Genomic DNA, 21,681 nt, shown 5'->3' with positions numbered 1-21,681 from the left:
TCATGCGGACATATGTTGCAGCAGCATCACTTGCGGTTCTGGCGGCCTGTCAGTCAGGCGTGCCGAATTCCGGATACGATGGTTATAATACATCGGATGCTCTGCAAGGATCGCCCATTCAAACCGGCGTGATTTCGGATGAGTCGTATGGTGGCGGCGGTGTCTCCACTGAGCTTGATTCCGCGCTTCAGGGGCAGGGGACTGTCTCGACCAGCGGTAGCCCAACATATCAGCGTTCGGCCAGCCCGATCGGTATTTCTGATGAGCAGAACTTCGACGCCGTTACAGCGCGCGAAACCATTGAAAGCGACGCGGAGCGCCTCGCGCGTCAGCGCGCGCAGTATCAGGAAATCGAACCAACTGCGCTCCCGTCGCGCAGTGGCAGCACCAAAAAGGCCGTTTCGATTGTTGCATTTGCGCTGAACACGACAAATTCCGTGGGCCAACAGATTTACCCGCGGTCCCGTAACCCATCGATGTCGCGTTTCCAAAAAGCTTGTGGGCGCTACACATCCTCGGATCAGGCGCAGATTGATTTTCTGAACAACGGCGGCCCCGAAAAAGATCGTCGGGGTGTTGACCCAGATGGTGATGGTTTTGCCTGCTACTGGGATCCAAGCCCGTTCCGCGCGGCGCGTGGTGGCTAAAAGGGGGAGCAGGCCATGGCCTCTGACCCGCTGAGGATAATCCAAAGACCTTCTCCGAATTTCGGCCCGCGCCGAGGCGATGCGGTGCCTGATATGATCGTGCTGCATTATACCGCAATGGACACCTGCGAGGCGGCAGCAGAACGCCTGTGTTCGCCAGAATTTGAGGTTTCCGCCCATTACCTGATTTCGGAAAAAGGTGATATATTCCAGCTTGTTGATGAGGATGCGCGTGCGTGGCATGCGGGTGCTGGGGCTTGGGGCGGTGTGAATGACATCAACTCGCGCTCTATCGGTATTGAATTGGCCAATACCGGCAAAACTCCGTTTTCTGCGCTTCAGATGAACGCGTTGGAGAGGCTGATGCGTGATATTATGGAGCGGCGCTGTATCCCAAAAGAGCGCGTGATCGGCCATTCGGATATGGCGCCAGCGCGCAAGGGCGATCCGGGGGCACGATTTGATTGGCGGCGGCTCGCATTTGCGGGGCTTTCGATTTGGCTCGAAGCGGGGGAGGCACGAGATGCAGCGCCAAAACCCGATGATTTCCAATCCGCCGCACGCACCTTCGGCTATCCGGCGGATGCCCCATTTGACGCATTGCTCTCTGCGTTTCGCCAAAGATTTCGCCCACACTACGATGGTGCGCTTGACCAAACGGATATGGCGCAGATTCAGGCACTTGCCCGCCAATATCCCGCCCTTACCAGTTGACCCGCCGCGTCGAAGCGCCTAACTCAACCCCGTGCGGATGGCCGGATGACCGCGGGGTGGCAACACCGCGAGGAAAGTCCGGACTCCACGAAGAATGGTGCCGGGTAACGCCCGGCCGGGGAAACCCGAGGGAAAGCGCCACAGAAAACAGACCGCCCGTTTACAGGTCGTGCAAGCGATACCGTGGCGGGTAAGGGTGAAACGGTGGGGTAAGAGCCCACCGCGGCGGTGGTAACATCGCTGGCATGGCAAGCCCCACCAGGAGCAATGCCGAATAGGGATCTCGCGCGGGGCAACCCGCAGGACGGCTTCGGTCCAGAAGATCCGGGTAGGCAGCTTGACCCTGTTGGTAACAGCAGGGCTAGAAGAATGGTCATCCATCGCTGTGTCATGCAGTGAGGACAGAATCCGGCTTACAGGCCATCCGCGCACTTACCGCTTATTGCGGTTCCACGTCAGCACAAACGGTACAAAGGCACTGAGGAAAAAGAGCCGCGCCACATGATGCAGCGCCACATAGGCGGGGTCTGCTTGAACGATGGCGGCCATGGCGACCATGGTTTCAAGCCCGCCTGGTGCAAAGGCAATGATCACATCCAAAAACGGCAAATGCGTAAAGAGCGAAACGAGACCGGCAAAGACCACCGCGATCACCAGTGCAAGTAGTGTAAAGAGCAATCCAGCAACTGCGGCGCGGCGCAACATGGCAAGACTCACACCGCTAAATCGCGACCCAATCAGCGTGCCCATTGTGACAAAGGCAATGACCGAAAGAACGGTTGGAACCTGTCCGGGGGTGAGGCCCGAACCATGTCCGAAAGACGAAACGAACATGCTTGAAAGCAAGAGTGCAGCGGGAAGCTTCAATTTGAGAAAAACCAGACCAAGCCCCGTGCCCAAGGCTGCCAATATGCCAAGGTGCATTGGCGAAAGTAGCGTATCAACGGGGATTGGCATTGTCATATCCGCGTCCGTTAATAGCGCGACAGCGACTGGAACAAGCAGCGTCAGGAATAGCACACGGATTGATTGCACCATGGATATCATCGCCGTGTCGGCCCCGACATCGGTCGAGAACCCGAGGACATAGCTCAGGTGTCCGGGGCTTGATGCGAGGTAGGCTGTTTCGCGGTCCATCGCGAAATACCGCTGAAACATGAAGCCACCAGTCAGCATAATTAGCGCAACTCCGGCACACATACCGATGAGGCTCGCCGGCCAAGCTGCTGCTGCTGCAAGGATTTCCGGCGTAACAGAGGAACCAAGCGCCAAACCGATAATCACGAAAACCACGTTTCGCACAATGTCTGGCACATCGGTCTTTACCCCGAGCACACCAGCCAGCGAGACAAAAAACGCAGGCCCCGTCAGGAAAGGCGCGGGAAATTTCAGAAGCCACGCGAGGGCTGCACCGCCGATACCAATCAGGAAAGAGACCGCATAGATGCGCATTTGGGTTGCCTTGTTTTTTACATCTGCGCGGGCAGGATTAGTTCAAAGAGACTTCGGACAAAAGAGCTGCCCATGAGGCGCCATGCATGTCGCGGTCATTAATTGCGCCTTGGATTGCGGGGCGCGGCAAGGAAAACTTTACGACGTTAAGGGAGGGAATTTCAAAGCGTTTGATTGTCGCGCTTTCCACACCAAATGTGCGCGCTACGCGTTCGGTCGATAGCCCCATGGTGATCTGTTCAAAGGCCGCTTCGGAGCCGCAGAATATGTCGACCGTGAGCCAAAATGGCCCTGCGTTTTTGGAGCGTACCTTATAGGCAATGTCGCGGAGGTTAGCCATGTGTGATCACCTCCAGCGAGAATGCGTCCATCGGGTCATCCAGCGACAGGGTGTGGTTCAGGCAGAAGCCATACACCGCTCCGCGGTTCAGGCTCGCGGGCGAGAACGGGAAGGCGAATGTCGGTTGCTCTTCTTGTTGCGTCAACGGGTGATGTAGCAGGTAGGGGTTGAGCATTTGGCCGATCTCCTCGGCGAGGGCCTGGGTTCTAGCGCTTACGATGGCAAGCACTCCGATCTCGGGCGCTTGCGCGTGGTTGGTTTCGAGCGCACCAAAGCTTGCATTCTGCCCGATCAACCGCAGTTCAATGCTATAGTCATCAGTTGCCAGTCCCATGCGATCTTCGACCTTGGCGCAGCATTTTTGATGAATGTCATCGGCCCAGATTTGCGCATTTTCAACATAGCGTTGGTCGCGCAGAAGAACGAGCAACACGGTTTGAAAAGCTTCAACCCGCGCGCCTTCGAGCTTCACGGTATAGGGCGATGTCTTGTGCCATTCAGAGCCCGTTACGCGCACGCGCCGAGCATCAAGCGCGGTGTATTTCGCATGCGTCACGTCAAGATATCCGCCGGGTTCATAGAGGATGAACGGATCCGAGTTCTCATAAAGCATATGCGCCGAAACCGTATGCGGGGTGGCGGCGGAATTCTCGGCCATGGGGGAAACTGTGAAGCCTTGGTCATCAAACTCGATCATCGCCACGCCTGATTGCGGGTTGGTGGCGCAGAGCGCGCCGCATTCGCCAATTTTTGCGCCGTGCCATGCCGCGCCCGCGTGCAAGCCGCGCATCAGAGGGAGAGCGGCGATCGTGGCCGTGTCGGTTGTTCGGCCCGCGATAATGATGTCCGCGCCTGTATCAATGGCAGCGGCGATTTGCTCCGCGCCAGCAAGGGCAACGATGTTGGTGCAGGACGCTATGGTTTCAGCGTCGATTTCAGGCGCTGCACCGAGAGGGGAGATACGGCCGTCTTCAAAAGCCTCGACCATTTTTGCAGGATCTTGAGATGACCGTAGGACCGCAATCTTAACCGTCTGTCCCAACTCGTCAGCGATCTCGCGCGTTATGTCGAGGAGCCAATCAACCGCGGTGTCGGTGCCGCACGTTCCGGCAGTTCCGATCACAAGCGGAACGCCCGCTTTAGCGCGCGCTTCCATCAGCCCGCGCCATTCCGTTTTCGTCGAGCTTCTGGCGTATTTTGACACCCCTTGGCCGAGGTATGCGGGGCCGGAATCTGTGCTGCCGCCATCAATAGCGATAATATCTGGTTTCATGGCAAGGCCACGCTCAAGCGCGGCCTTGTCATAGTTCAATCCGAGGGCTCCGGAGGGGATGAGCACCTTTAACATACTAGTCAGTTACTCTCTGTGGTTTCTTCAATACGTTCCGCAGGAACATCGGAGCGATGAAGCCTGCAATAGCTGCAACCCAAAGCCCGATCGCAATCGGAGAGGAGAAGAGATAGGCAGGATCGCCTTCACCAATCACCATCGCGCGGCGCAACGCGTCTTCCATATGACCGCCAAGTAGGATGCCGAGGATCACGGGAACCGTCGGTATATCAAGCTTGCGCAGCACATAGCCAAGAAGACCAAACGCGATCATCAGCAGGAGGTCAAAGTAGCTTCCTGAAAGCGAGTAGATCCCCACGAAAGACACCATGGTAACTCCGGGCAATAGGATTGCCGGCGGCACCTGAAGGATACGCACAAAGATTTTCACCATCGGTACGTTCATCAGAAGCAGCACCACGTTCGCAATGAGGAGCGATGCGATCAGCCCCCAGACAACCTCGGGCCTGTCTGTAAACAGGGTCGGCCCCGGTGTGATATTGAGCGTCATCAGGAGCGCGAGAAGCACAGCTGTTGTACCCGAACCAGGCACGCCAAGTGTGAGCATTGGAACAAGCGCCCCGCCAGCAGCGGAGTTGTTGCCTGCCTCTGGTGCGGCGATCCCTTTGGGAACACCGGTGCCAAAACCGCCTTTCTCGCCCGCTATGGATTTCTCGCTCATATAGGCGAGGAAGCTTCCGAGGGAAGCTCCCGCACCGGGCAAGATACCTGCGATAAACCCGACGCCAGAAGCGCGTATCATTGTCCAACGCGTAGACCAGATATCGGCCCAGGGCACGCGGACCTTCTTAAGTGTCGCGCCAACAGCGCCACCTTTGCCGTGCCCCTCGATAAAGAAGAACACTTCGGCAATCGCAAAGAGCCCGACGATAGCAACGAGGAAATCGATCCCGTCAAAGAGGTGCAGGTTGCCCCCTGTGAGGCGCGGCATACCCGAGGAGCTGTCCACACCGATCATCGCGATCCCGAGGCCAAGGCATGAGGCGAGCGCAGCCTTCGCTTGGTTATTGCTCGCCATGCCGCCAAGTGTGCAGAAGGCTAGCAAGTATAGCGCGAAGTATTCCGCAGGACCAAAGACATAAGCCACCCGCGCCAGCATCGGCGCCAAGAGCATCAAGCCGATGGTCGCAAGAAGAGCGCCAACGAAGGATGCAACGCCAGAAAGAACGAGCGCATCGCCCGCGCGACCGGCCTTGGCCATCGGGTATCCATCGAGCGTGGTCATGAGCGCAGGTTCATCGCCGGGTATGTTAAGCAGGATCGAACTGATCCGCCCGCCATACATCGCTCCGTAGTAAACCGCGGTCATCAAGACAAGCGCCGAGGTCGCATCAAGTCCAAGCGTGAAGGTTACAGGAATAAGGATCGCAACGCCGTTGCTAGGCCCAAGTCCCGGCAGCGCACCGATGATTGTTCCGAGGAAACAGCCGACCACTGCCAGCATCAACGTGTAGGGCGACAGGGCGATCGAAAACCCCAATGAGAGGTTTGCAAGAATATCCATGATGTGCCGCTCCGGTTAGAACAGGCCTTTGGGGAAGGGGACAAGCCCGAGACCCAAGGCGTATTTGAATACAACGTAAAGACCCGCAGAAAGACCAAGCCCAGCAACAGCAGCACGGGCGGGTTTCGGCCCGATCTGATAACTCAGAAACCCAGCGGCGATGGCTGTCGGGATAAGAAAACCAAGCGGTTTAAGCGCGTAGGCATAGGCCACAAGCACCACAACAGAGAGTGCGATTGCGCCGAATGTGCGCGCAGCAGGCCACTCTGGTTCGGGGTCAGGCTTCAGGACCATAAAACAGGCACAGATCGCGGCAACGATTCCGATTCCGATGGGAAAGGCCTTAGGTCCGACAGGGTCTGACAAAAAGCTGGTCTGGATTTGTGTGGCGCTCGCGATATATGCGAGCGCCACAACGGCCATGACCAGACCAAAGATCCGGTCACTTGCCATTACTGGATAACCCCGATGTCTTTGGACAGCTGGTTGATCTCGGCTACCAGGCCGTCAACGTAGGCTTGGAAGTCGCTGCCGACCATTGTGAATGGGGCAAGGCCGTTTGCGGCCATGGCTTCTTTCCACTCATCGGAGTCTGCAACCTTTTGAAGGCGGTCTGCCCATTTGTTGAAGTCGTCATCCGAAATGCCCTTCGGCACATAGAGCCCACGCCAGTTCACAGCAACAACGTCAAAGCCTTGCTCCTTGGCGGTCGGGATATCGTCAAAGCCGGGGATGCGCTCTTCGGTGAGAACCGCCAGAACCCGAACTTCATCAGCATTCAAGAAGCCAACCACTTCAGACATGTCACCGGTCATGGCTTGGGTAAAGCCACCGATAGTTTGGGTGATCGCATCTGCGCCGCCGTCAACACCGATGTATTTGATCTTGGTGATGTCAGTGAAGCCTGCGCGCTGAAGCAGCATCAGAGGCTTGAGGTGGTCAAAGCCGCCAACCGCAGAGCCGCCAGCAAAGGCAACAGAACCCGGGTCTGCTTTGATCGCGTCGATCATGTCACCGAGGTTTTGGAACGGGCTATCCTTGGCAACAACAATTACGCCGGGGTCTGCACCGATCGCGCCCACAAAGCGCACCTGATCCGCTGTCATTCCGGCATAAGCATTTTGCGCCAAACGCGTGGATGTGGCCGAAGAGGCCGCCACGATCAACTCGGCGTCGTCATTGCGCTCTGCAACCACGTGGTTGAACGCAAGGCCGCCACCGCCGCCTGCCATGTTTGTAACCTGAATCGGGCTATCAACCGCGCCGATGTCATGCATGATTTTGCCGATTTGACGGCATGTGAAATCCCAGCCGCCGCCGGGGTTGGCTGGCGCAATACATTCCGCCGCCGTGGCAGCGCTGGTTGCACCAAGTCCGATTACTGCACTCGTCATGAGCGCTCTAACAAAACGTGTCGTCATTGTTTCCTCCCATTTGACATCCGAGCCTTCGCTCGCACATGCTTAGTTGCGCTAACCAACCTGACACGAACCTGTCATGATCATCGCAAGGGAGCATTGCGTGCGATTTCTTCTGGTCGAAGATAACATGGATTTGGCTCAGGCCGTAATGGATTGTCTGGCGCTGGACGGGCACGCCATTGATCACGCAAGAGATTTGGCCTCCGCGCAGGACTGTATCAACGCCGCGCCCTATGACCTTATTTTGCTGGATATCATGCTTCCAGACGGTGATGGCCGAGACTTTTTGGCCCGTCACAGGCGCAACGCAAACAGCACGCCAGTGATCGTTTTGACCGCCCGTTCGGAGGTCTCTGATAGGGTCGGATTGCTCGATTTGGGGGCGGATGATTACATTACAAAACCTTTCGATTTTACCGAACTCGAGGCCCGTTGCCGCGCCGTTTTGCGCCGACAGGGCGGGGTTGCTGACAACGTCCGGAGCTTTGGTGGTGCCGAACTTGATTCGCTTGCAGGGGCGATCCGTGCGGGAGGCGAGTCGCATCCTTTGCGCAATCGCGAGCTACGGCTTTTGGAGGTATTCTTTACCTCGCCCGGGCAAATTTTCTCAAAATCGCATCTCATGGATCGGCTATTTTCTTTTTCCGATGATGTGTCGGAAAACGCAATCGAGGTTTATATCGGGCGGCTTAGGCGCAAACTCGAAGGCTCGGGCGCGCGGATCGAAACCGTGCGCGGCCTTGGCTATCGTCTGGTTGAAGCTACATGAAACGACGCTCGTACCGCACGTCAATCCGCCGACGGTTGTTGCTCCAGCTATTTACCATGGCGGCACTCTTGTCGCTTGCCTTTTTCCTCGTGGTTCGCGCGGTGGCCGAACGTGCGGCTGCAGACACCCAAGACAACATCCTGCTCGCCTCGGCGACCTCAATCGCGGATGCCATTTACTCTGAACAAGGGGAGGTGGCTGTTGATTTGCCGTATTCGGCGCTGTCGATGTTGGGCAGTATCTCTGAAGATCGCGTGTTCTACCGCGTTCTGATCGGAGAGGAAACGCTCACGGGGTACGATGATTTGCCGCTTCCTTCGCCTGCGCAGGGGGAGTTTGAAACCTTCATGTTCCGAGGTGAGGAGGTGCGTAGCGCGACCGTTACGCGCACCGTTAGCTCGGGGGGCTCCAAGGAACGGGCAACCGTGATCGTGGCGCAAACGCGCCTTGGCCTTGCTGCAATCTCTCAGCGGATTTCGGGTATGGCGGCGGTTGTTGGTTTTGGGTTTCTGCTCGTTGCAACTGCGCTAAGCCTTGTTGCTGCGCAATCTGCCCTTGCTCCGCTCAATCGGATGACCCAATCGGTTGCGCGGCGCGGGCCGGATGATCTGCGCCCTGTTGATACGCAAACCCCAAGCGAGCTTGTGCCGTTGGTGGATGCGCTCAATAGCTTCATGGCGCGGCTTAAGGCGTCGTTGACCCAGTCCGAGGAGTTTATCGCGGAAGCGGCCCATCGCGTGCGTACGCCGCTTGCAACGGTGCGTGCGCAGGCGCAGATGACCTTGCGCCGTTCTGAAAAGCCGGAGAACAAGGCCTCGCTCCGTGCTATGATCCGTGCAGTGGATGAAAGCAGCCGTTCGGCTGGGCAGTTGCTGGATCATGCGATGGTGAGTCTGCGTACAGATCAACTTCGGGACGAGGTGTTTGATCTTGTAGAGCTGACGCAAGACACCGTTGCGCACCTGCGCCCAACGGCTGACCTCAAGGATATTGCCATTTCAGTTGAGCTTCATGTTGAGACGCTTCCGATACGGGGCGATGAAATCCTTATGCAAAATGCGCTGCGCAATGTGCTCGATAACGCCATCAAATACTCGCCGGAGGACAGCGACATCACCGTTCGGATCACAGAAGAACCGCGTATATCCTTCTTCGATCAGGGGCGCGGATTTTCCGCCGATGATCTGGGCGATATCACCAAACGGTTCTCGCGAGGCGCAAATGTTGGAGATATTGTTGGATCAGGACTTGGGCTGACGATCGCAGATGAGGTTATGCGCGCCCATGGCGGCACATTGGAAATTGCGCCGAATGAAGAAGGGAAGGGCTCATGCGTTTCGCTCGTATATCCACGCGATTAATCGCTGGGTTGGTCACGCACCTCGCTTTCGCTCTCGGCGCTTCCGCGTTTGAAATAGAGGATCGCCGTCAGTATCCGGCAGAAGACGGCGCGCGTGAATTGCGTATTATCTCGACAGCCGATGCTCCGGTGTTTGAGCCGATCATTCGCGCCTTTCAAGTGGCGCATCCAGATGTGGCAATCGACTATGTAATCGCCAGCAGCACCGAGCTCATGAAAGCGATATCGGAGGAAGAGGCCGATTTTGATCTCGCGATCTCAAGCGCGATGGACCTCCAGACAAAGCTCGCAAACGACGGGTTTGCGCTGGACTACCGCTCTGAAGCGACGGATGCCTTGCCAAAATGGGCCAAGTGGCATGACCAGATCTTCGCCTTTACCCAGGAGCCGGCCGTGATGGTGATTGCGGAGGGGGCTTTTGCCAATCGCCCCGCGCCGCGCACACGTGATGATCTGATTGCGATGCTGCGTGACAATCCAGCAGAGTTTGACGGGCGGATCGGGACATACGACGTGCGGATTTCGGGCGCGGGGTACCTCTTTGCCACGCAGGATTCGCGCAACACAGATTCTTATTGGCGGCTGACCGAGGTTATGGGGCGCCTCAATGCGCAGCTTTACAGTGGTTCCAAAGCGATGATCGAGGATGTTGCCGCGGGGCGGCTCGCGCTCGCCTATAACGTGGTCGGAAGCTATGCCGCGCAGCGTCTCGCCGACACGCCGGGGATTCGGATTGTGCCGTTTGAGGATTTCCTTTCTGTTATGCTCCGCACCGCGCTGATCCCAAAGAACGCGCAAAATATCGAAGACGCGGGGCGAATGATTGATTTCCTTGTGCAACTGAATCAGCGCGAGGACATTGAGCAGGAGACGTATCTTGCTCCGGTTAACGCCCAATCCCTTAATGAAAACAATGCTGCACGCCCCATTCGACTTGGCCCGGGGTTGCTGGTTTTTCTCGACCGGCTCAAGAAAGAAACCTTTTTGCGAAACTGGGAAAACGCCATCGTGCAGAAATAGGCGGAATTCATCGAGGTTTTCGCGGATAGCGGTTGACTCTGCGCGGCATAGGCTTAAAAGGCGGGCTTCAAGGATTTCTCGGGCGCATTCTGCGCCTGCGTTGAGGAGCACTATTATGGCGAAGCCGACCACAATCAAGATCCGCCTGAACTCGTCCGCGGGCACCGGCCACTTTTACGTGACCAAGAAAAACGCCCGTACCATGACCGAGAAGATGGTTGTGAACAAATACGACCCAGTCGTGCGCAAGCACGTTGAGTACAAAGAAGGCAAAATCAAGTAAGCTTGATTTTACTTTTTGAGTTTGAAAACCCCGCACTCTGCAAGAGTGGCGGGGTTTTTCTTTTTCTGGCCAAAAGCTGCGGCGTTATGCCAAGCGAAAATTATAGACTCGGTGCGAGCAGCGCATCAAACTTCGTCTGAACGCACGGAGGGTTGACGATGCCGAAGAATTTTTTGCCGACACAGATAGTTTTACACTGGCTCGTGGCAGTTTTCATTTTGCTTCAGTTTATAAGCAGCGGTCCCATGAAAGAGGCTTGGGCCAATGTAGAGAAGGGGCTGGATTTCGTACCGCACCCTGCTGTTTTCGGGCATGTGATCGGCGGTCTATTGGTGCTGCTGTTTGCGTTGTGGCGGCTCTATTTGCGGCGCACTCACGGTGTGCCTCCGCTGCCGGAGGAGGAGCCACCCGTGTTGCGATGGGTGGCTAACGCAACTCACACGGCGCTCTATGTTCTGTTGTTGCTAACACCGCTATCCGGCGCGGTAGCGTGGTTCGGTAGCCTGGAGAGCGTGGCTTTCGCTCATGAGGTTTTGAAGTCGCTTCTTCTGTTGTTCGTTTTGCTTCATATCGCCGGCGGGCTCTATCAACAGTTTGTTCTCAAAACCAACATTCTCGCGCGCTTGGGAATAGGGCGATAGGGCAAAAGAAAACGCCCGCTTCATTTCTGAAACGGGCGTCTTTTGATTTAAGTTGCTGCGCTCTTATTCGCGGTTGCCGAAGAGTTGCAGCAGGAACATGAACATGTTGATGAAGTCGAGGTAGAGGCTCAGTGCACCCATGATGGCCGCTTTGCCCAACCACTCGCTGTCACCAGATTGTGCGTGCGCGATGTAGGTGTTCTTGATGTTCTGTGTGTCAAAGGCTGTGAGACCGGCAAAAATCAGAACGCCGATCGCAGAAATCGCCAGCTGCAGTACGCCAGATTGTAGGAAGAGGTTTACAATCATAGCGACGAACAGGCCGATAACGCCCATCATCAAGAATGTGCCCATCGCCGACAGGTTGCGCTTTGTGGTGTAGCCATAGAGCGACAAACCGGCAAAAGCGACTGCGGTGATGAGGAAGACCTGAACGATCGATGCGCTTGTGTAGATCAGGAAGATCGAACTGATCGAGAGGCCCATTACAGCAGCGAATGCATAAAACACCAGTTGCGCGCTGGCAGCAGACAGACGACCGATCCCGGCACTAAGGCCGAACACAAAGGCAAGCGGAGCAAACATGATCACCCAGCGCAGAGCCGATGTGTAGATCGTTGCGCCAAGACTTGTCAGGTATTTCGAGTCGCTGATTTGAGCGACCGCCAGAGCAGGGTCTGTTGTTGTGGCAAGCCCGGCGATAGCCCAGGCTGCCAAAGCTGTAATCAAAAGCCCTACGGACATTGTGCCGTAGACTTTGTTCATATGAGCGCGCAGCCCCGCGTCGATTTCTGCGCTGATTGCGCCGACGTGTGACTGGGCTGTACCAAATTGTGCCATTCGTTCCTCCGGTTGGGAATAAGATTGAGGCGTGCAAATGCCCGCCGTTGCCTCAAATATCGGTAATGGCGGGCTAAATTTCAAGTTCAACCGGAGGTGTTTTAGCAAAAAAGCGAAGTGGTTGTGAAAAGGGCGCTTTTTGGGGGGCTGAGAGGGCCTAAAAATCCCAAAACGCACGGTTTGCTTCTTTTTGCGCCTCTGCTCTGCTCAGGCCGAGGTCGTCAAGCGCGTCTGTGTCGAGTTTGGCGAGTGTCCGGCGCTGTGCATAAACCGCGAAGGCTTGGCGCAGTGTTGCTGTAAAAGATGTGCTGCGTGGTAATCCGCAGGAGGAGGCGGATGAAAGAGCGTGTGTCATGTCAGTTCCTTTCGGATTTTGTGATGTGAGTATTGAATTGAATCATTTTCGTTGATGTATATGGCGGCGCGTGTCATATTTGTGAAATGAATGTTTGTTTAGTTATGCATCAAGGATTGTGATATGCCGCGTAATCTCGATCTAACGTCCCTGCGATCATTTGTGGCCGTCGCCGATTCTGGCGGGGTGACGCGCGCCGCTGGATTTCTCAACCTCACGCAATCGGCGGTGTCGATGCAGCTCAAACGGCTGGAGGAATCGCTCGGCGCGGAGCTTCTTGACCGCAGCGCGCGAACGATCGCGCTGACGCCAACGGGCGAGCGTCTGTTGACCTATGCGCGGCGGATGCTTGATCTAAATGACGAGATTTTCGCACGGATGACCGATCAGGCCTATGAGGGCGAGATCGTTCTGGGGGTGCCGCATGACATTGTGTATCCCGCGATCCCAGAGGTGCTGAAACGCTTCGCTGCGGAATATCCGCGCATGCGCGTGCAGCTTTTGTCTTCGGTGACGGTGAAGCTCAAGGAAAAATTCGCGCGGGGCGAAGCAGACATGATCCTGACCACAGAGGATGGGTGCGACACAGGCGGGGAAACGCTTGTGGAGCGGCGGCTTGTCTGGGTTGGCGCGCCCAATGGCGTTGCTTGGCGGCAGCGCCCGCTTCGTCTGGCATTTGAGCCGAATTGTATGTTTCGCACGGCGGCTCAGAAGGGGCTGGATGCCGCCGATATCCCATGGGAGGTCGCGGTTGATTCAGATTCCACCCGAACCATTGAGGCCAGCGTGTCCGCCGACCTAGCGGTACACAGTGTGCTTGACGGCATGGAGGCGCCGCATCTGGAACAGGTGCGTCATGGCGGTGCGCTGCCGGATCTTGGATCGAAAAAGATCAACCTCTTCGTTTCGGAGTTGGCGAAAGGAAAAGTCGTCGAAGACCTCGCCGAAATTCTCCGCCAAGCCTATCGCCATCCGATGGTTCACCGAAGCTATGCAACTACCACCACCTTGCCCGTCGATTTGCGCGTTTTGAGCAATGAGAGCGCGTTAGCGGCCTCTGAGAGCGGAAGCTGATGGCTGATGTGCGGCGTGAGGCGGCCTTCAACTTGCCAGTCGAGTAGGGTCTTAAGGCTGTCCGAAAGAACTTTTGGTGCGAATTTACGATAGCCGCCCCAGTACAGGCCGATAACGGTTATGTTCTTAACCAACAGGATATTCGCCGGAATTTGCGGGACCGTTCCGCTTGCAAAGCCAATAGCAAGGATGCGCCCGTCGGGGTTGGTGACGCGCATTGCCGTGTCGAATGCTGCGCCGCCAACGGGGTCATAAACAACATCTGCACCACCAAGCGCTTTGATCTGTTCTCGGATGTCGGGCGCGTCGCTGTCGATAACATGATCCGCGCCAGACGCCTTCGCGATTGCCAGCTTATCTTCGCCGCGCGCGGATGCGATGACGCGTGCGCCCATCAATTTGCCCAGCTCGACCGCAGCGAGCCCAACACCACCGGCGGCGCCAAATACCAAAAGCGTTTCACCAGCCTTGATGTTTGCGCGATGGGATAGGGCGAGATGCGATGTTCCATAAGCCACCTGAAAGGCCGCAGCTTCGGCAAAGCCAACCGCATCCGGCAGCGCAACTGTGGCCGCCGCCTCAAGCACAGCATATTCGGCCAAGCCGCCATGCCCTGCGACACCCGCCACGCGATCTCCAATCGAAAAGCCGGATACATCCGCACCTATGTCAACGACGCGCCCCGCAATTTCCATGCCCGGACAGAAGGGCAAAGCAGGCTTCTCCTGATAGGTGCCTTTGATCAGCAGCAAATCCGCAAAATTCAGCGCGCAGGCCTCCATCTTGATGAGAACCTCGTTCGATGCGGGAATCGGCTTGGGGATGTCCTGAAGCTCTGCGGAGCCCAATTCGTTTACAACGTACCCTATCATATTACCTCTTTGGATTGACCGAAATACAATCTAAGCGAAAGTTCGCCTAGGTCGCCTATTGCGGGATTGAAGTTTCCTATCTTCTTGACTAACAAGTAAAAACATTGAATTTAATCAGCTTTTTAAAAGAACAAAAACACGTTTTAGGTGCATAGATCACGAAACAGTTAACCTTATACAAGAAAAAGTGGTGGTGATTTCCCACAAATACACGTAATAATAGAACGGTAAGCGTAGTGACGTGAATGTGGTGAACATTGATTGGTGCTCTAAGTTGTTGGCATCATATTCGTTTCGCTTTATTCGCGTGTTTTAAAGTAGTGGAGCGTAAAAATGAAACACCCGGTAGACGTACACGTTGGAAAACGTATCCGCCATCGCAGATGGATGGTAGGCATGACCCAACAGCAACTCGCAGAACGTGTTGGAATTAAATTCCAGCAAATTCAAAAGTATGAAACTGGAATGAACCGTGTTTCCGCTTCCCGTCTTTGGGATATTTCGGATGCTATGGGGGTTCCGATTAGTTTCTTTTTCGAAGGGTTGGGCGGCAAGTCCGGCTCTGAAGCTAAGGAAACAACGGTTCGTGGTGATTTCATGGCCGATAAGGAGGCGCTTGAGCTCGTGCGCTCCTACTATGCGATTCCCGAGAATCAGCGACGTCGTTTGTTCGAATTGGCACGTGTATTGAGTGACGTTGCCTAATTAGACGGATCGAAAAGCGAAAAGGCGCGCTCTTGTATAGCGCGCTTTTTTGTTGCCTGCACGATAGGGAGGGGTGGCACGCGGCTTGCGCGCGATGGAGGGTCTGTCCTATCAAGGCGGCATCCAAACCCGAGTAGAGAACGAGGCGATCATGGACCTTTCACAAGCAGACATCACCTCGATTAGGGAAACAGCCGAGCTTATGGCCGACGCCGCGCGGCGGGTGACCCTTCAGTATTTCCGAGGCGGAGAGCTGGCAACTGAGAATAAGTGGGACGAGGGCTTTGATCCCGTTACCGTGGCCGATCGCGAAGCCGAGAAATCCATGCGCGCAATTCTTGCCGAAAAGCGCCCCGAGGACTCTATTTTGGGCGAGGAGTTTGGGGGCACGGTCGGCACCTCGGGTTTGACATGGGTGCTGGATCCGATTGATGGCACGCGGGGTTTTATCTCTGGAACGCCTACATGGGGCGTTCTGATCGCGGTATCTGATGAGAACGGCCCTATTTTCGGCGTGATCGATCAGCCCTATATAGGCGAGAGATTTCGCGGCGGTTTCGGGCTAGCAGAGATGCAGGGGCCACATTGGGCGCGCGGGTTGGGCGTGTCTTCTGTTAGTCGGCTGTCTGATGCGACCTTGTTTACAACTTTTCCAGAGGTCGGGACATTCGAAGAGGCCGCAGCCTTCCGCGAGGTCGAGCGCGAAGTGAAGCTAACGCGCTACGGCATGGATTGTTATGCCTATGCACTTCTTGCAGCAGGACAGGTCGATCTGGTGATTGAAGCTGGACTTCAGTCCTATGATATCCAAGCTCCCATCGCGGTTATCCAAGCTGCAGGTGGTGTTGTGACGGATTGGAAGGGAGAGCCTGCGCATAATGGTGGACGTGTTCTTGCTGCCGCAACGCCAGAGCTGCATGCTGCGGCGCTCCTTCTGCTCTCAGACGCCTAATCTACATCCGCGAAGCTTGATTCCAGCTGCCTGCGTGATATTCTTGCGCTCGTATCAGGTCCTTTGCCCTTTTCTGCTGATACGCTTCACACAACCGCCAAATGGCACCGAATTGGGCAGAATTGTGTGGAGACCTATGACAAACATCTTGATTGAAAACGCGACTCTTGCCCTCACCATGGATGATGCGGGCAGCGAAATTGCGAATTGCGATATCCATGTAAGGGACGGGGTGATTCAAGCCGTCGGCCCAAATCTACGGGCGCATTTGCAGGGCGAACAAGCCGAAGGGCTTGCCGTACATCGGGCTGACGGTTGTCTCGTGACGCCTGGATTGGTGAATACGCACCATCATCTCTATCAAACGATGACCCGTGCGGTTCCAGCGGCACAAGATGCGTTACTGTTTGGCTGGCTGCAGTCGCTCTATCCGATTTGGGGGCGTTTCGGGCCGCGCGAAATGCATTCTGGCGCGGTCATTGGCCTTGCAGAATTAGCGCTGACCGGCTGTACGCTCAGTTCGGACCATATGTATATTTTCCCCAACGGTGCGCGGCTTGAAGACTCGATCGAGGCGGCGCAGCGGGTCGGGCTGCGGTTTCATCCCACTCGTGGCGCGATGTCGATTGGCGAGAGCAAAGGCGGGCTGCCACCCGATGCATTGGTTGAAGATGAAGCCGCTATTCTTGAGGATTGTATCAGACTGATCGATGCTCACCACGATCCACGCGACGGCTCGATGCTGCGTGTGGGTGTCGCGCCGTGTTCGCCATTTTCCGTCAGCACAGACCTCATGCGCGAAGCAGCACTTCTTGCGCGCGATAAGGGTGTGATGCTCCACACGCATTTGGCCGAAAACGACGAAGATATCGCCTATTCCCTAGAAAAATTCGGCTGCCGCCCTGGCGAATATGCCCGCGATCTTGGCTGGCTGGGCGAGGATGTCTGGCACGCCCATTGCGTCAAACTCGACGCGACCGAGATTGATCTCTTTGCCGCAACGCGCACGGGCGTTGCCCATTGCCCTTGTTCCAATTGCCGCCTCGGTTCAGGCATCGCGCCTGTGCGCCAGATGCGCGATCAGGGCGTGCGGGTCGGTCTTGGTGTTGACGGGTCTGCGAGCAATGATCTTGGCTCGCTTTCGGCAGAGGCGCGGCAGTTGATGTTGCTACAGCGGGTTCAAAACGGTGCCGATGCAATGAGTGCCCGCGAGGCGCTTTACATCGCGACGCGGGGCGGAGCAGAAGTACTCGGACGATCCGATTGCGGGCAAATCGCCGTTGGAAAGCGCGCCGATCTCGCGATATGGGATTTGCAGGGATTGGAGAGTGCCGGAAGTTGGGATCCTGCCGCTATTCTGCTCGCCGGACCGCAGAAAGTGCGCGACCTCTTTGTCGAAGGAAAGCAGATCGTACGTGATGGCGAAATGCAGACCATCGACTTGCCCCAAGCAATCAAAGAACAGAACAATCTTGCTAAAGACTTGATGTAGCCATAATTTCCGCTCAAAATGAGAAAAATTGGACGAGGGAAGATTATGACAATCAAATTTGGTGCGATAGCGGCCGTGGCGGCATTCATGCTGGCGGCCTGCTCTGAGCAAACAACGGTGGTAACAGCGGGTGGTGGTAACGACCTCGCCGTTTCACTTGAGGACATCGTGAATTTCGAGCGCAGAAATGCGAGCCTGCCTGAACTGACTTCAAATGCGCAACTTGATGCAGCCGCTCTTGCGCTTGCCGAAGACATGAACGCGAACGGCTTTGTCGGGCACACCGGCACTGACGGTTCGACCGTCAAAGACCGCGTTGAGGCAACGGGATATTGCGCACGCGTCCTTGCCGAAAACGCCTATAGAGGAGAGCGCGGCGGTATCGGCGCAATCGATTGGTGGATGCAATCTCCGCCGCATCGCGCAAATATTCTCAATTCGAAAGTCACTGAATTCGGCATGGCCGGATCGGGCCAGTCTTGGGCAATGGTATTGGCCGGTCGCCCCTGCTGATAAGTCAAAAATCAGGTCAGCGCACGCCGCTGGCCTGACACCCAAACATCAGAAATGGCGCGGTCATCGCCCATCATGATGGTGGCAAAGAGGCTTTCCCAAATATCTTCCGCGCGCGCCGAACGCTGGGCAATCGCCGGGGTCGAGGCCAGATCAAGTGCGATGATGTCAGCTTCCATTCCTGCAGCAATGTTGCCGATCTTATCATCCAGATGAAGCGCCTTGGCCGAACCTGCTGTCGCCAACCAATAGAGTTCCGCAGCGTGCAGGGGGCTCCCGTTCAACTGCCCAACCTCATAGGCCGCAGCCATTGTGCGCAGCATTGAGAAATTTGAGCCGCCCCCCGTATCCGTCGCCAGTCCTATCCGGTGCCCATCCGCCGCAAGGCCCTTCATGTCAAAGAGGCCGGAGCCGATGAAGGTGTTCGACGTGGGGCAATGGATGAGGCTGGCGTCCATTTCAAGCAGCCGTGATTTTTCTCGTTCCTCAAGGTGGATCGCATGTCCATAAAGCCCGCCGCTCTTGAGCAAGCCAAAATACTCGTAGGTATCAAGGTAATCCCGTGCGTCGGGGAAGAGGGTTTTGACCCACGCGATTTCATCTACCTGCTCTGAAAGATGCGTTTGCATGAGAACCTCGGGATGCTCCCCCCAAAGTGCTCCGAGTGCTTCCAGCTGTTCTGGCGTGGACGTCGGCGAAAATCTCGGTGTGATCGCATAGTGCGCGCGCCCTTTGCCATGCCATTTCTCAAGCAGGCGTTTGCTGTCGTCATAGGCAGTTTTCGGTGTGTCGCAAAGGCGCGCGGGCGCGTTGCGATCCATGCAGGTTTTGCCCGCCACAATCCGCATTTGCCGCGCCTCGGCCGCTTCAAAAATAGCGTCAACACTCTCGGGATGGATGGTGCAATAGCTGGCCACCGTGGTGGTTCCATTGGCAAGCGCAAGATCAAGATAGCGGGCGGCAATCTCGGCGGCATAGTCCGCATCGCCAAACCGCATCTCTTCGGGGAACGTATATGTGTTGAGCCAATCAATCAGCCGTTTGCCCCAACTCGCAATGATCGCGGTCTGGGGGTAATGTACATGCGCATCGACAAATCCGGCGGTCAGCAGATGATCTTTATAGTCGAAACTCTCGGCGTGGGGGTATTGCGCCGACAGCGTGTCGGCCTCTCCGACGGCAAGGATCTTGCCGCTGTCAATCGCGACGGCACCATGGGTAATGTGGCGGGCCGCTGCCTCGATGTTTCCATTCATCGGGGAGCCGTCGAACCATAAAACCTGTCCGCGCAAGAGTTCCATATCTATCCCTTTCATCGCACAAGCGTTGAGGATAGCCCCTCATTTTCCAAAGGTAAATCTGCCTTTCCCCCCTGTTTCTTTTTGCGAGCCCATTCTATGCTGCGCGAAGCAGCGAACGGAGTCTCAGATGACCGAGCAGACACGCGAGTCCGAAGCCACGGACGAAGAGACATTCGGCCTTGACGACCAGACAGTCGATCAGGTTCTTGGCGCCGTTCGTAGCGGAGACGCCGCCGCACTCGCGAAGCTGATTGATCCGCTCCACGCGGCCGACGTTGCCGATATTCTCGAACAGATCGACCCAAGCACACGGCGCGATTTTGTCCAGCTTTGGGGCGGGGGAATTGATGGCGATATCCTCTCCGAGCTTGACGAAGGGTTGCGCGAAGAGGTGATCGACGCGCTCGCGCCTGACGAGCTTGCCGACGCGGTGCGCGATCTTGAGTCTGATGACGTTGTTGACCTTCTTGAAGACCTCGAAAAGCCGCAACAGGATGCCATTCTTGACGCTCTTGACGATAGCGACCGTGTTGCCGCCGAGCGCGCGCTTTCCTATCCGGAGGAAAGTGCGGGCCGCCTTATGCAGCGCGAGGTCGTCATGGGGCCGGAGCATTGGAACGTCGGGCAAGCGATTGATTTCCTGCGCAACAGCAAGGAACTGCCAGAGCAGTTCTATCACATGATCCTCGTTGATCCTCGGATGCGGCCGGTGGGATATGTTACGCTCGGCAAACTGTTGAGCGCCCCGCGCAAAACCCCGCTTGTGGATTTGATCGAGGAAAGTTTCCGCACATTCCCTGCGACGGCACCCGAAGAAGACGTCGCCTATGCGTTCAATCAATATCACCTGATCTCGGCCCCCGTCACAGATGAGGATGACCGTCTCGTTGGGGTCATCACCATTGATGACGCGATGAATGTGCTCGATGAGGAACACGAAGAAGACATCCTGCGCCTCGCCGGTGTTGGCGAAGAGAGTCTGTCGGATAGGATTTGGGAAACGGCCAAGAGCCGAGCGCCTTGGCTCACAGTGAACCTCGGCACCGCAATTCTTGCCTCCGCGGTGATTGCCCAGTTCGAGGATGCAATCGCCCAGATCGTGGCGCTCGCGGTGCTCATGCCGATCATCGCGTCTATGGGCGGAAACGCAGGAACACAAAGCCTCACCGTTGCGGTGCGTGCGCTCGCGACCAAAGATCTTACCTCGCGAAACTCTTGGCGCATCTTGCGTCGGGAGGCGCTTGCGGGGCTTATCAACGGCTTGCTCTTTGCGTTTCTGATGGGGCTTGTCGGTTACTTCTGGTACGGGAGCGGCGCCCTTGGGATGGTGCTTGCCGCGGCGATGGTCATCAACCTTGTTGTCGCGGGTATCGTTGGTGTTGGCGTCCCCGTTGTTCTGGATAAAATCGGTATCGATCCTGCGCTGGCCTCGGGCACATTCGTAACGACCGTTACTGATGTCGCGGGCTTCTTGGCTTTCCTTGGCCTTGCATCGGCCTTCCTCCTATGAGCGTGGTTCTGGATAAAGCTGACCTGCGAGAGCGGGCATTCGCGCGACGGGCCGAGGCGCGTGCGCGTTTGGGCGCGACCCCGCCGAACGGGTTGGCCGAGGTGCTTGCGCCTCATGCGGGCAAAGTGCTGGCGGGCTATATGCCGATCCGAACAGAGATTAACCCGCTCCCTGAAATGCGCGCCCACGATGGCCCGGTTGCTGTGCCGGTGATTCAAGCCAAAGGGGCGCCGCTAAAGTTTGCGCTTTGGAGCGAAAATACAGAAATGACGCGCGGCGAGTTTGGTGCGATGATTCCGGCAAGGCCCGAGTATGTGACGCCCGAGGTTCTTATCGTGCCGCTGGTGGCGTTTGATGCTGCGGGCAACCGACTTGGCTACGGCGGCGGGTTTTACGATCGGACGCTCGAAGAGCTCCGCGCGGCAGGAAACGCCATCGCGATCGGCTTTGCCTTTGAAACGCAGTATTTTGAGCAAATCCCGTGTGAGCCCACGGATCAGCGGCTTGATGTGATGGTTACGGACGAAAAAATACGCCAATTCCCGTAAATTTCCAAATTTGGAAC

Annotated in this window: 24 protein-coding genes and 1 other RNA gene; 15 read left to right on the top strand and 10 right to left on the bottom strand. The window is 56.4% G+C overall.

Annotated elements, in window-relative coordinates; translation table 11 throughout:
- The first annotated feature begins 2 nt into the window (after window positions 1–2).
- The 3 genes from OU789_RS09915 (at window position 3) to rnpB (ending at window position 1,793) form a co-directional block, all read left to right on the top strand.
- Complete coding sequence (locus OU789_RS09915; RefSeq protein ID WP_274655439.1) at window positions 3–647, top strand: hypothetical protein; 645 nt, start codon at window positions 3–5, stop codon at window positions 645–647.
- A 93-nt stretch (window positions 648–740) separates the two neighbouring features.
- The gene (locus OU789_RS09910) at window positions 741–1,361 is read left to right on the top strand and encodes an N-acetylmuramoyl-L-alanine amidase (RefSeq protein ID WP_446719181.1); all 621 of its coding nucleotides are present in this window, start codon (window positions 741–743) and stop codon (window positions 1,359–1,361) included.
- A gap of 33 nt (window positions 1,362–1,394) precedes the next feature.
- An RNA gene (rnpB, locus tag OU789_RS09905) (RNase P RNA component class A) lies at window positions 1,395–1,793 on the top strand.
- Here rnpB and OU789_RS09900 read toward each other — a convergent pair.
- Genes OU789_RS09900 through OU789_RS09875 form a run of 6 tightly spaced genes read right to left on the bottom strand, consistent with a single transcriptional unit; the run spans window position 1,794 to window position 7,429 of the window.
- Entirely contained in the window at window positions 1,794–2,813 is a 1,020-nt protein-coding gene (locus OU789_RS09900; protein WP_274655435.1) for an AbrB family transcriptional regulator, read from the bottom strand.
- A gap of 37 nt (window positions 2,814–2,850) precedes the next feature.
- Window positions 2,851–3,153, bottom strand: a complete 303-nt coding sequence (locus OU789_RS09895) for a DUF4387 family protein (RefSeq protein ID WP_274655433.1) — start codon at window positions 3,151–3,153, stop codon at window positions 2,851–2,853.
- Window positions 3,146–4,465 carry an acyclic terpene utilization AtuA family protein gene (locus tag OU789_RS09890; RefSeq protein ID WP_274655431.1) on the bottom strand — a complete coding sequence of 440 codons (1,320 nt, stop codon included), beginning with the start codon at window positions 4,463–4,465 and terminating at the stop codon, window positions 3,146–3,148. Before OU789_RS09890 ends, OU789_RS09895 begins: the two co-directional genes overlap by 8 nt.
- Before the next feature lie 37 nt (window positions 4,466–4,502).
- Window positions 4,503–6,008, bottom strand: coding sequence for a tripartite tricarboxylate transporter permease (locus tag OU789_RS09885; RefSeq protein WP_274655429.1), 1,506 nt, complete (start codon window positions 6,006–6,008; stop codon window positions 4,503–4,505).
- 15 nt (window positions 6,009–6,023) lie between these two features.
- On the bottom strand, window positions 6,024–6,461 hold the full coding sequence (locus OU789_RS09880) for a tripartite tricarboxylate transporter TctB family protein (RefSeq protein ID WP_263952584.1): 438 nt from the start codon (window positions 6,459–6,461) through the stop codon (window positions 6,024–6,026).
- Window positions 6,461–7,429, bottom strand: coding sequence for a Bug family tripartite tricarboxylate transporter substrate binding protein (locus OU789_RS09875; protein ID WP_274655426.1), 969 nt, complete (start codon window positions 7,427–7,429; stop codon window positions 6,461–6,463). The genes OU789_RS09880 and OU789_RS09875 overlap by 1 nt, the downstream gene beginning before the upstream one ends.
- 100 nt (window positions 7,430–7,529) lie before the next feature.
- On the opposite strand from OU789_RS09875, the gene OU789_RS09870 reads away from it, so the two are divergent.
- The 5 genes from OU789_RS09870 (at window position 7,530) to OU789_RS09850 (ending at window position 11,502) form a co-directional block, all read left to right on the top strand.
- Window positions 7,530–8,198, top strand: a complete 669-nt coding sequence (locus OU789_RS09870) for a response regulator transcription factor (protein WP_263952586.1) — start codon at window positions 7,530–7,532, stop codon at window positions 8,196–8,198.
- Window positions 8,195–9,559: a sensor histidine kinase gene (locus OU789_RS09865; protein ID WP_274655424.1), complete on the top strand. Its 1,365-nt coding sequence runs from the start codon at window positions 8,195–8,197 to the stop codon at window positions 9,557–9,559. The genes OU789_RS09870 and OU789_RS09865 overlap by 4 nt, the downstream gene beginning before the upstream one ends.
- The gene (locus OU789_RS09860; RefSeq protein ID WP_274655422.1) at window positions 9,529–10,578 is read left to right on the top strand and encodes an ABC transporter substrate-binding protein; all 1,050 of its coding nucleotides are present in this window, start codon (window positions 9,529–9,531) and stop codon (window positions 10,576–10,578) included. Before OU789_RS09865 ends, OU789_RS09860 begins: the two co-directional genes overlap by 31 nt.
- Before the next feature lie 115 nt (window positions 10,579–10,693).
- Window positions 10,694–10,861 (top strand): 50S ribosomal protein L33, encoded by a 168-nt coding sequence (gene rpmG, locus OU789_RS09855; RefSeq protein ID WP_263952589.1) that lies wholly within the window; start codon window positions 10,694–10,696, stop codon window positions 10,859–10,861.
- 158 nt (window positions 10,862–11,019) lie between these two features.
- The gene (locus OU789_RS09850; RefSeq protein ID WP_274655418.1) at window positions 11,020–11,502 is read left to right on the top strand and encodes a cytochrome b/b6 domain-containing protein; all 483 of its coding nucleotides are present in this window, start codon (window positions 11,020–11,022) and stop codon (window positions 11,500–11,502) included.
- Between the two features lie 63 nt (window positions 11,503–11,565).
- Here OU789_RS09850 and OU789_RS09845 read toward each other — a convergent pair whose 3' ends face one another.
- Both OU789_RS09845 and OU789_RS09840 read right to left on the bottom strand, forming a co-directional pair.
- On the bottom strand, window positions 11,566–12,342 hold the full coding sequence (locus tag OU789_RS09845) for a Bax inhibitor-1/YccA family protein (protein ID WP_274655416.1): 777 nt from the start codon (window positions 12,340–12,342) through the stop codon (window positions 11,566–11,568).
- Window positions 12,343–12,499: 157 nt separating this feature from the next.
- Complete coding sequence (locus OU789_RS09840) at window positions 12,500–12,697, bottom strand: DUF1127 domain-containing protein (RefSeq protein ID WP_274655414.1); 198 nt, start codon at window positions 12,695–12,697, stop codon at window positions 12,500–12,502.
- Between the two features lie 123 nt (window positions 12,698–12,820).
- On the opposite strand from OU789_RS09840, the gene OU789_RS09835 reads away from it, so the two are divergent.
- Window positions 12,821–13,771, top strand: a complete 951-nt coding sequence (locus OU789_RS09835; protein ID WP_274655412.1) for a LysR family transcriptional regulator — start codon at window positions 12,821–12,823, stop codon at window positions 13,769–13,771.
- On the opposite strand, the gene OU789_RS09830 is transcribed toward OU789_RS09835, so the two are convergent.
- Window positions 13,687–14,643: an NADPH:quinone oxidoreductase family protein gene (locus tag OU789_RS09830; RefSeq protein ID WP_274655410.1), complete on the bottom strand. Its 957-nt coding sequence runs from the start codon at window positions 14,641–14,643 to the stop codon at window positions 13,687–13,689. The two genes, OU789_RS09835 and OU789_RS09830, sit on opposite strands and share 85 nt — an antisense overlap.
- Before the next feature lie 333 nt (window positions 14,644–14,976).
- Between OU789_RS09830 and OU789_RS09825 the strand changes: the two genes are divergently transcribed.
- From OU789_RS09825 to OU789_RS09810, 4 genes are all read left to right on the top strand, one after another.
- Window positions 14,977–15,348, top strand: a complete 372-nt coding sequence (locus tag OU789_RS09825; RefSeq protein WP_263952595.1) for a helix-turn-helix domain-containing protein — start codon at window positions 14,977–14,979, stop codon at window positions 15,346–15,348.
- A gap of 202 nt (window positions 15,349–15,550) precedes the next feature.
- The gene (hisN, locus tag OU789_RS09820; RefSeq protein WP_446719180.1) at window positions 15,551–16,300 is read left to right on the top strand and encodes a histidinol-phosphatase; all 750 of its coding nucleotides are present in this window, start codon (window positions 15,551–15,553) and stop codon (window positions 16,298–16,300) included.
- A 136-nt stretch (window positions 16,301–16,436) separates the two neighbouring features.
- Window positions 16,437–17,792 (top strand): 8-oxoguanine deaminase, encoded by a 1,356-nt coding sequence (locus tag OU789_RS09815; protein WP_274655408.1) that lies wholly within the window; start codon window positions 16,437–16,439, stop codon window positions 17,790–17,792.
- A gap of 45 nt (window positions 17,793–17,837) precedes the next feature.
- Entirely contained in the window at window positions 17,838–18,305 is a 468-nt protein-coding gene (locus tag OU789_RS09810; RefSeq protein ID WP_274655406.1) for a CAP domain-containing protein, read from the top strand.
- A gap of 11 nt (window positions 18,306–18,316) precedes the next feature.
- Here OU789_RS09810 and guaD read toward each other — a convergent pair whose 3' ends face one another.
- Entirely contained in the window at window positions 18,317–19,606 is a 1,290-nt protein-coding gene (guaD, locus tag OU789_RS09805; RefSeq protein ID WP_274655404.1) for a guanine deaminase, read from the bottom strand.
- Between the two features lie 127 nt (window positions 19,607–19,733).
- On the opposite strand from guaD, the gene mgtE reads away from it, so the two are divergent.
- Both mgtE and OU789_RS09795 read left to right on the top strand, forming a co-directional pair.
- Window positions 19,734–21,116: a magnesium transporter gene (mgtE, locus tag OU789_RS09800; RefSeq protein WP_263952599.1), complete on the top strand. Its 1,383-nt coding sequence runs from the start codon at window positions 19,734–19,736 to the stop codon at window positions 21,114–21,116.
- Window positions 21,113–21,664 (top strand): 5-formyltetrahydrofolate cyclo-ligase, encoded by a 552-nt coding sequence (locus OU789_RS09795; protein ID WP_274655402.1) that lies wholly within the window; start codon window positions 21,113–21,115, stop codon window positions 21,662–21,664. The genes mgtE and OU789_RS09795 overlap by 4 nt, the downstream gene beginning before the upstream one ends.
- The last annotated feature ends 17 nt before the right edge of the window (window positions 21,665–21,681 follow it).

The organism is Halocynthiibacter sp. C4 (assembly GCF_028823805.1).
GTDB lineage: Bacteria > Pseudomonadota > Alphaproteobacteria > Rhodobacterales > Rhodobacteraceae > Falsihalocynthiibacter > Falsihalocynthiibacter halioticoli.
This window is presented reverse-complemented; position numbering and strand designations above follow the sequence as displayed.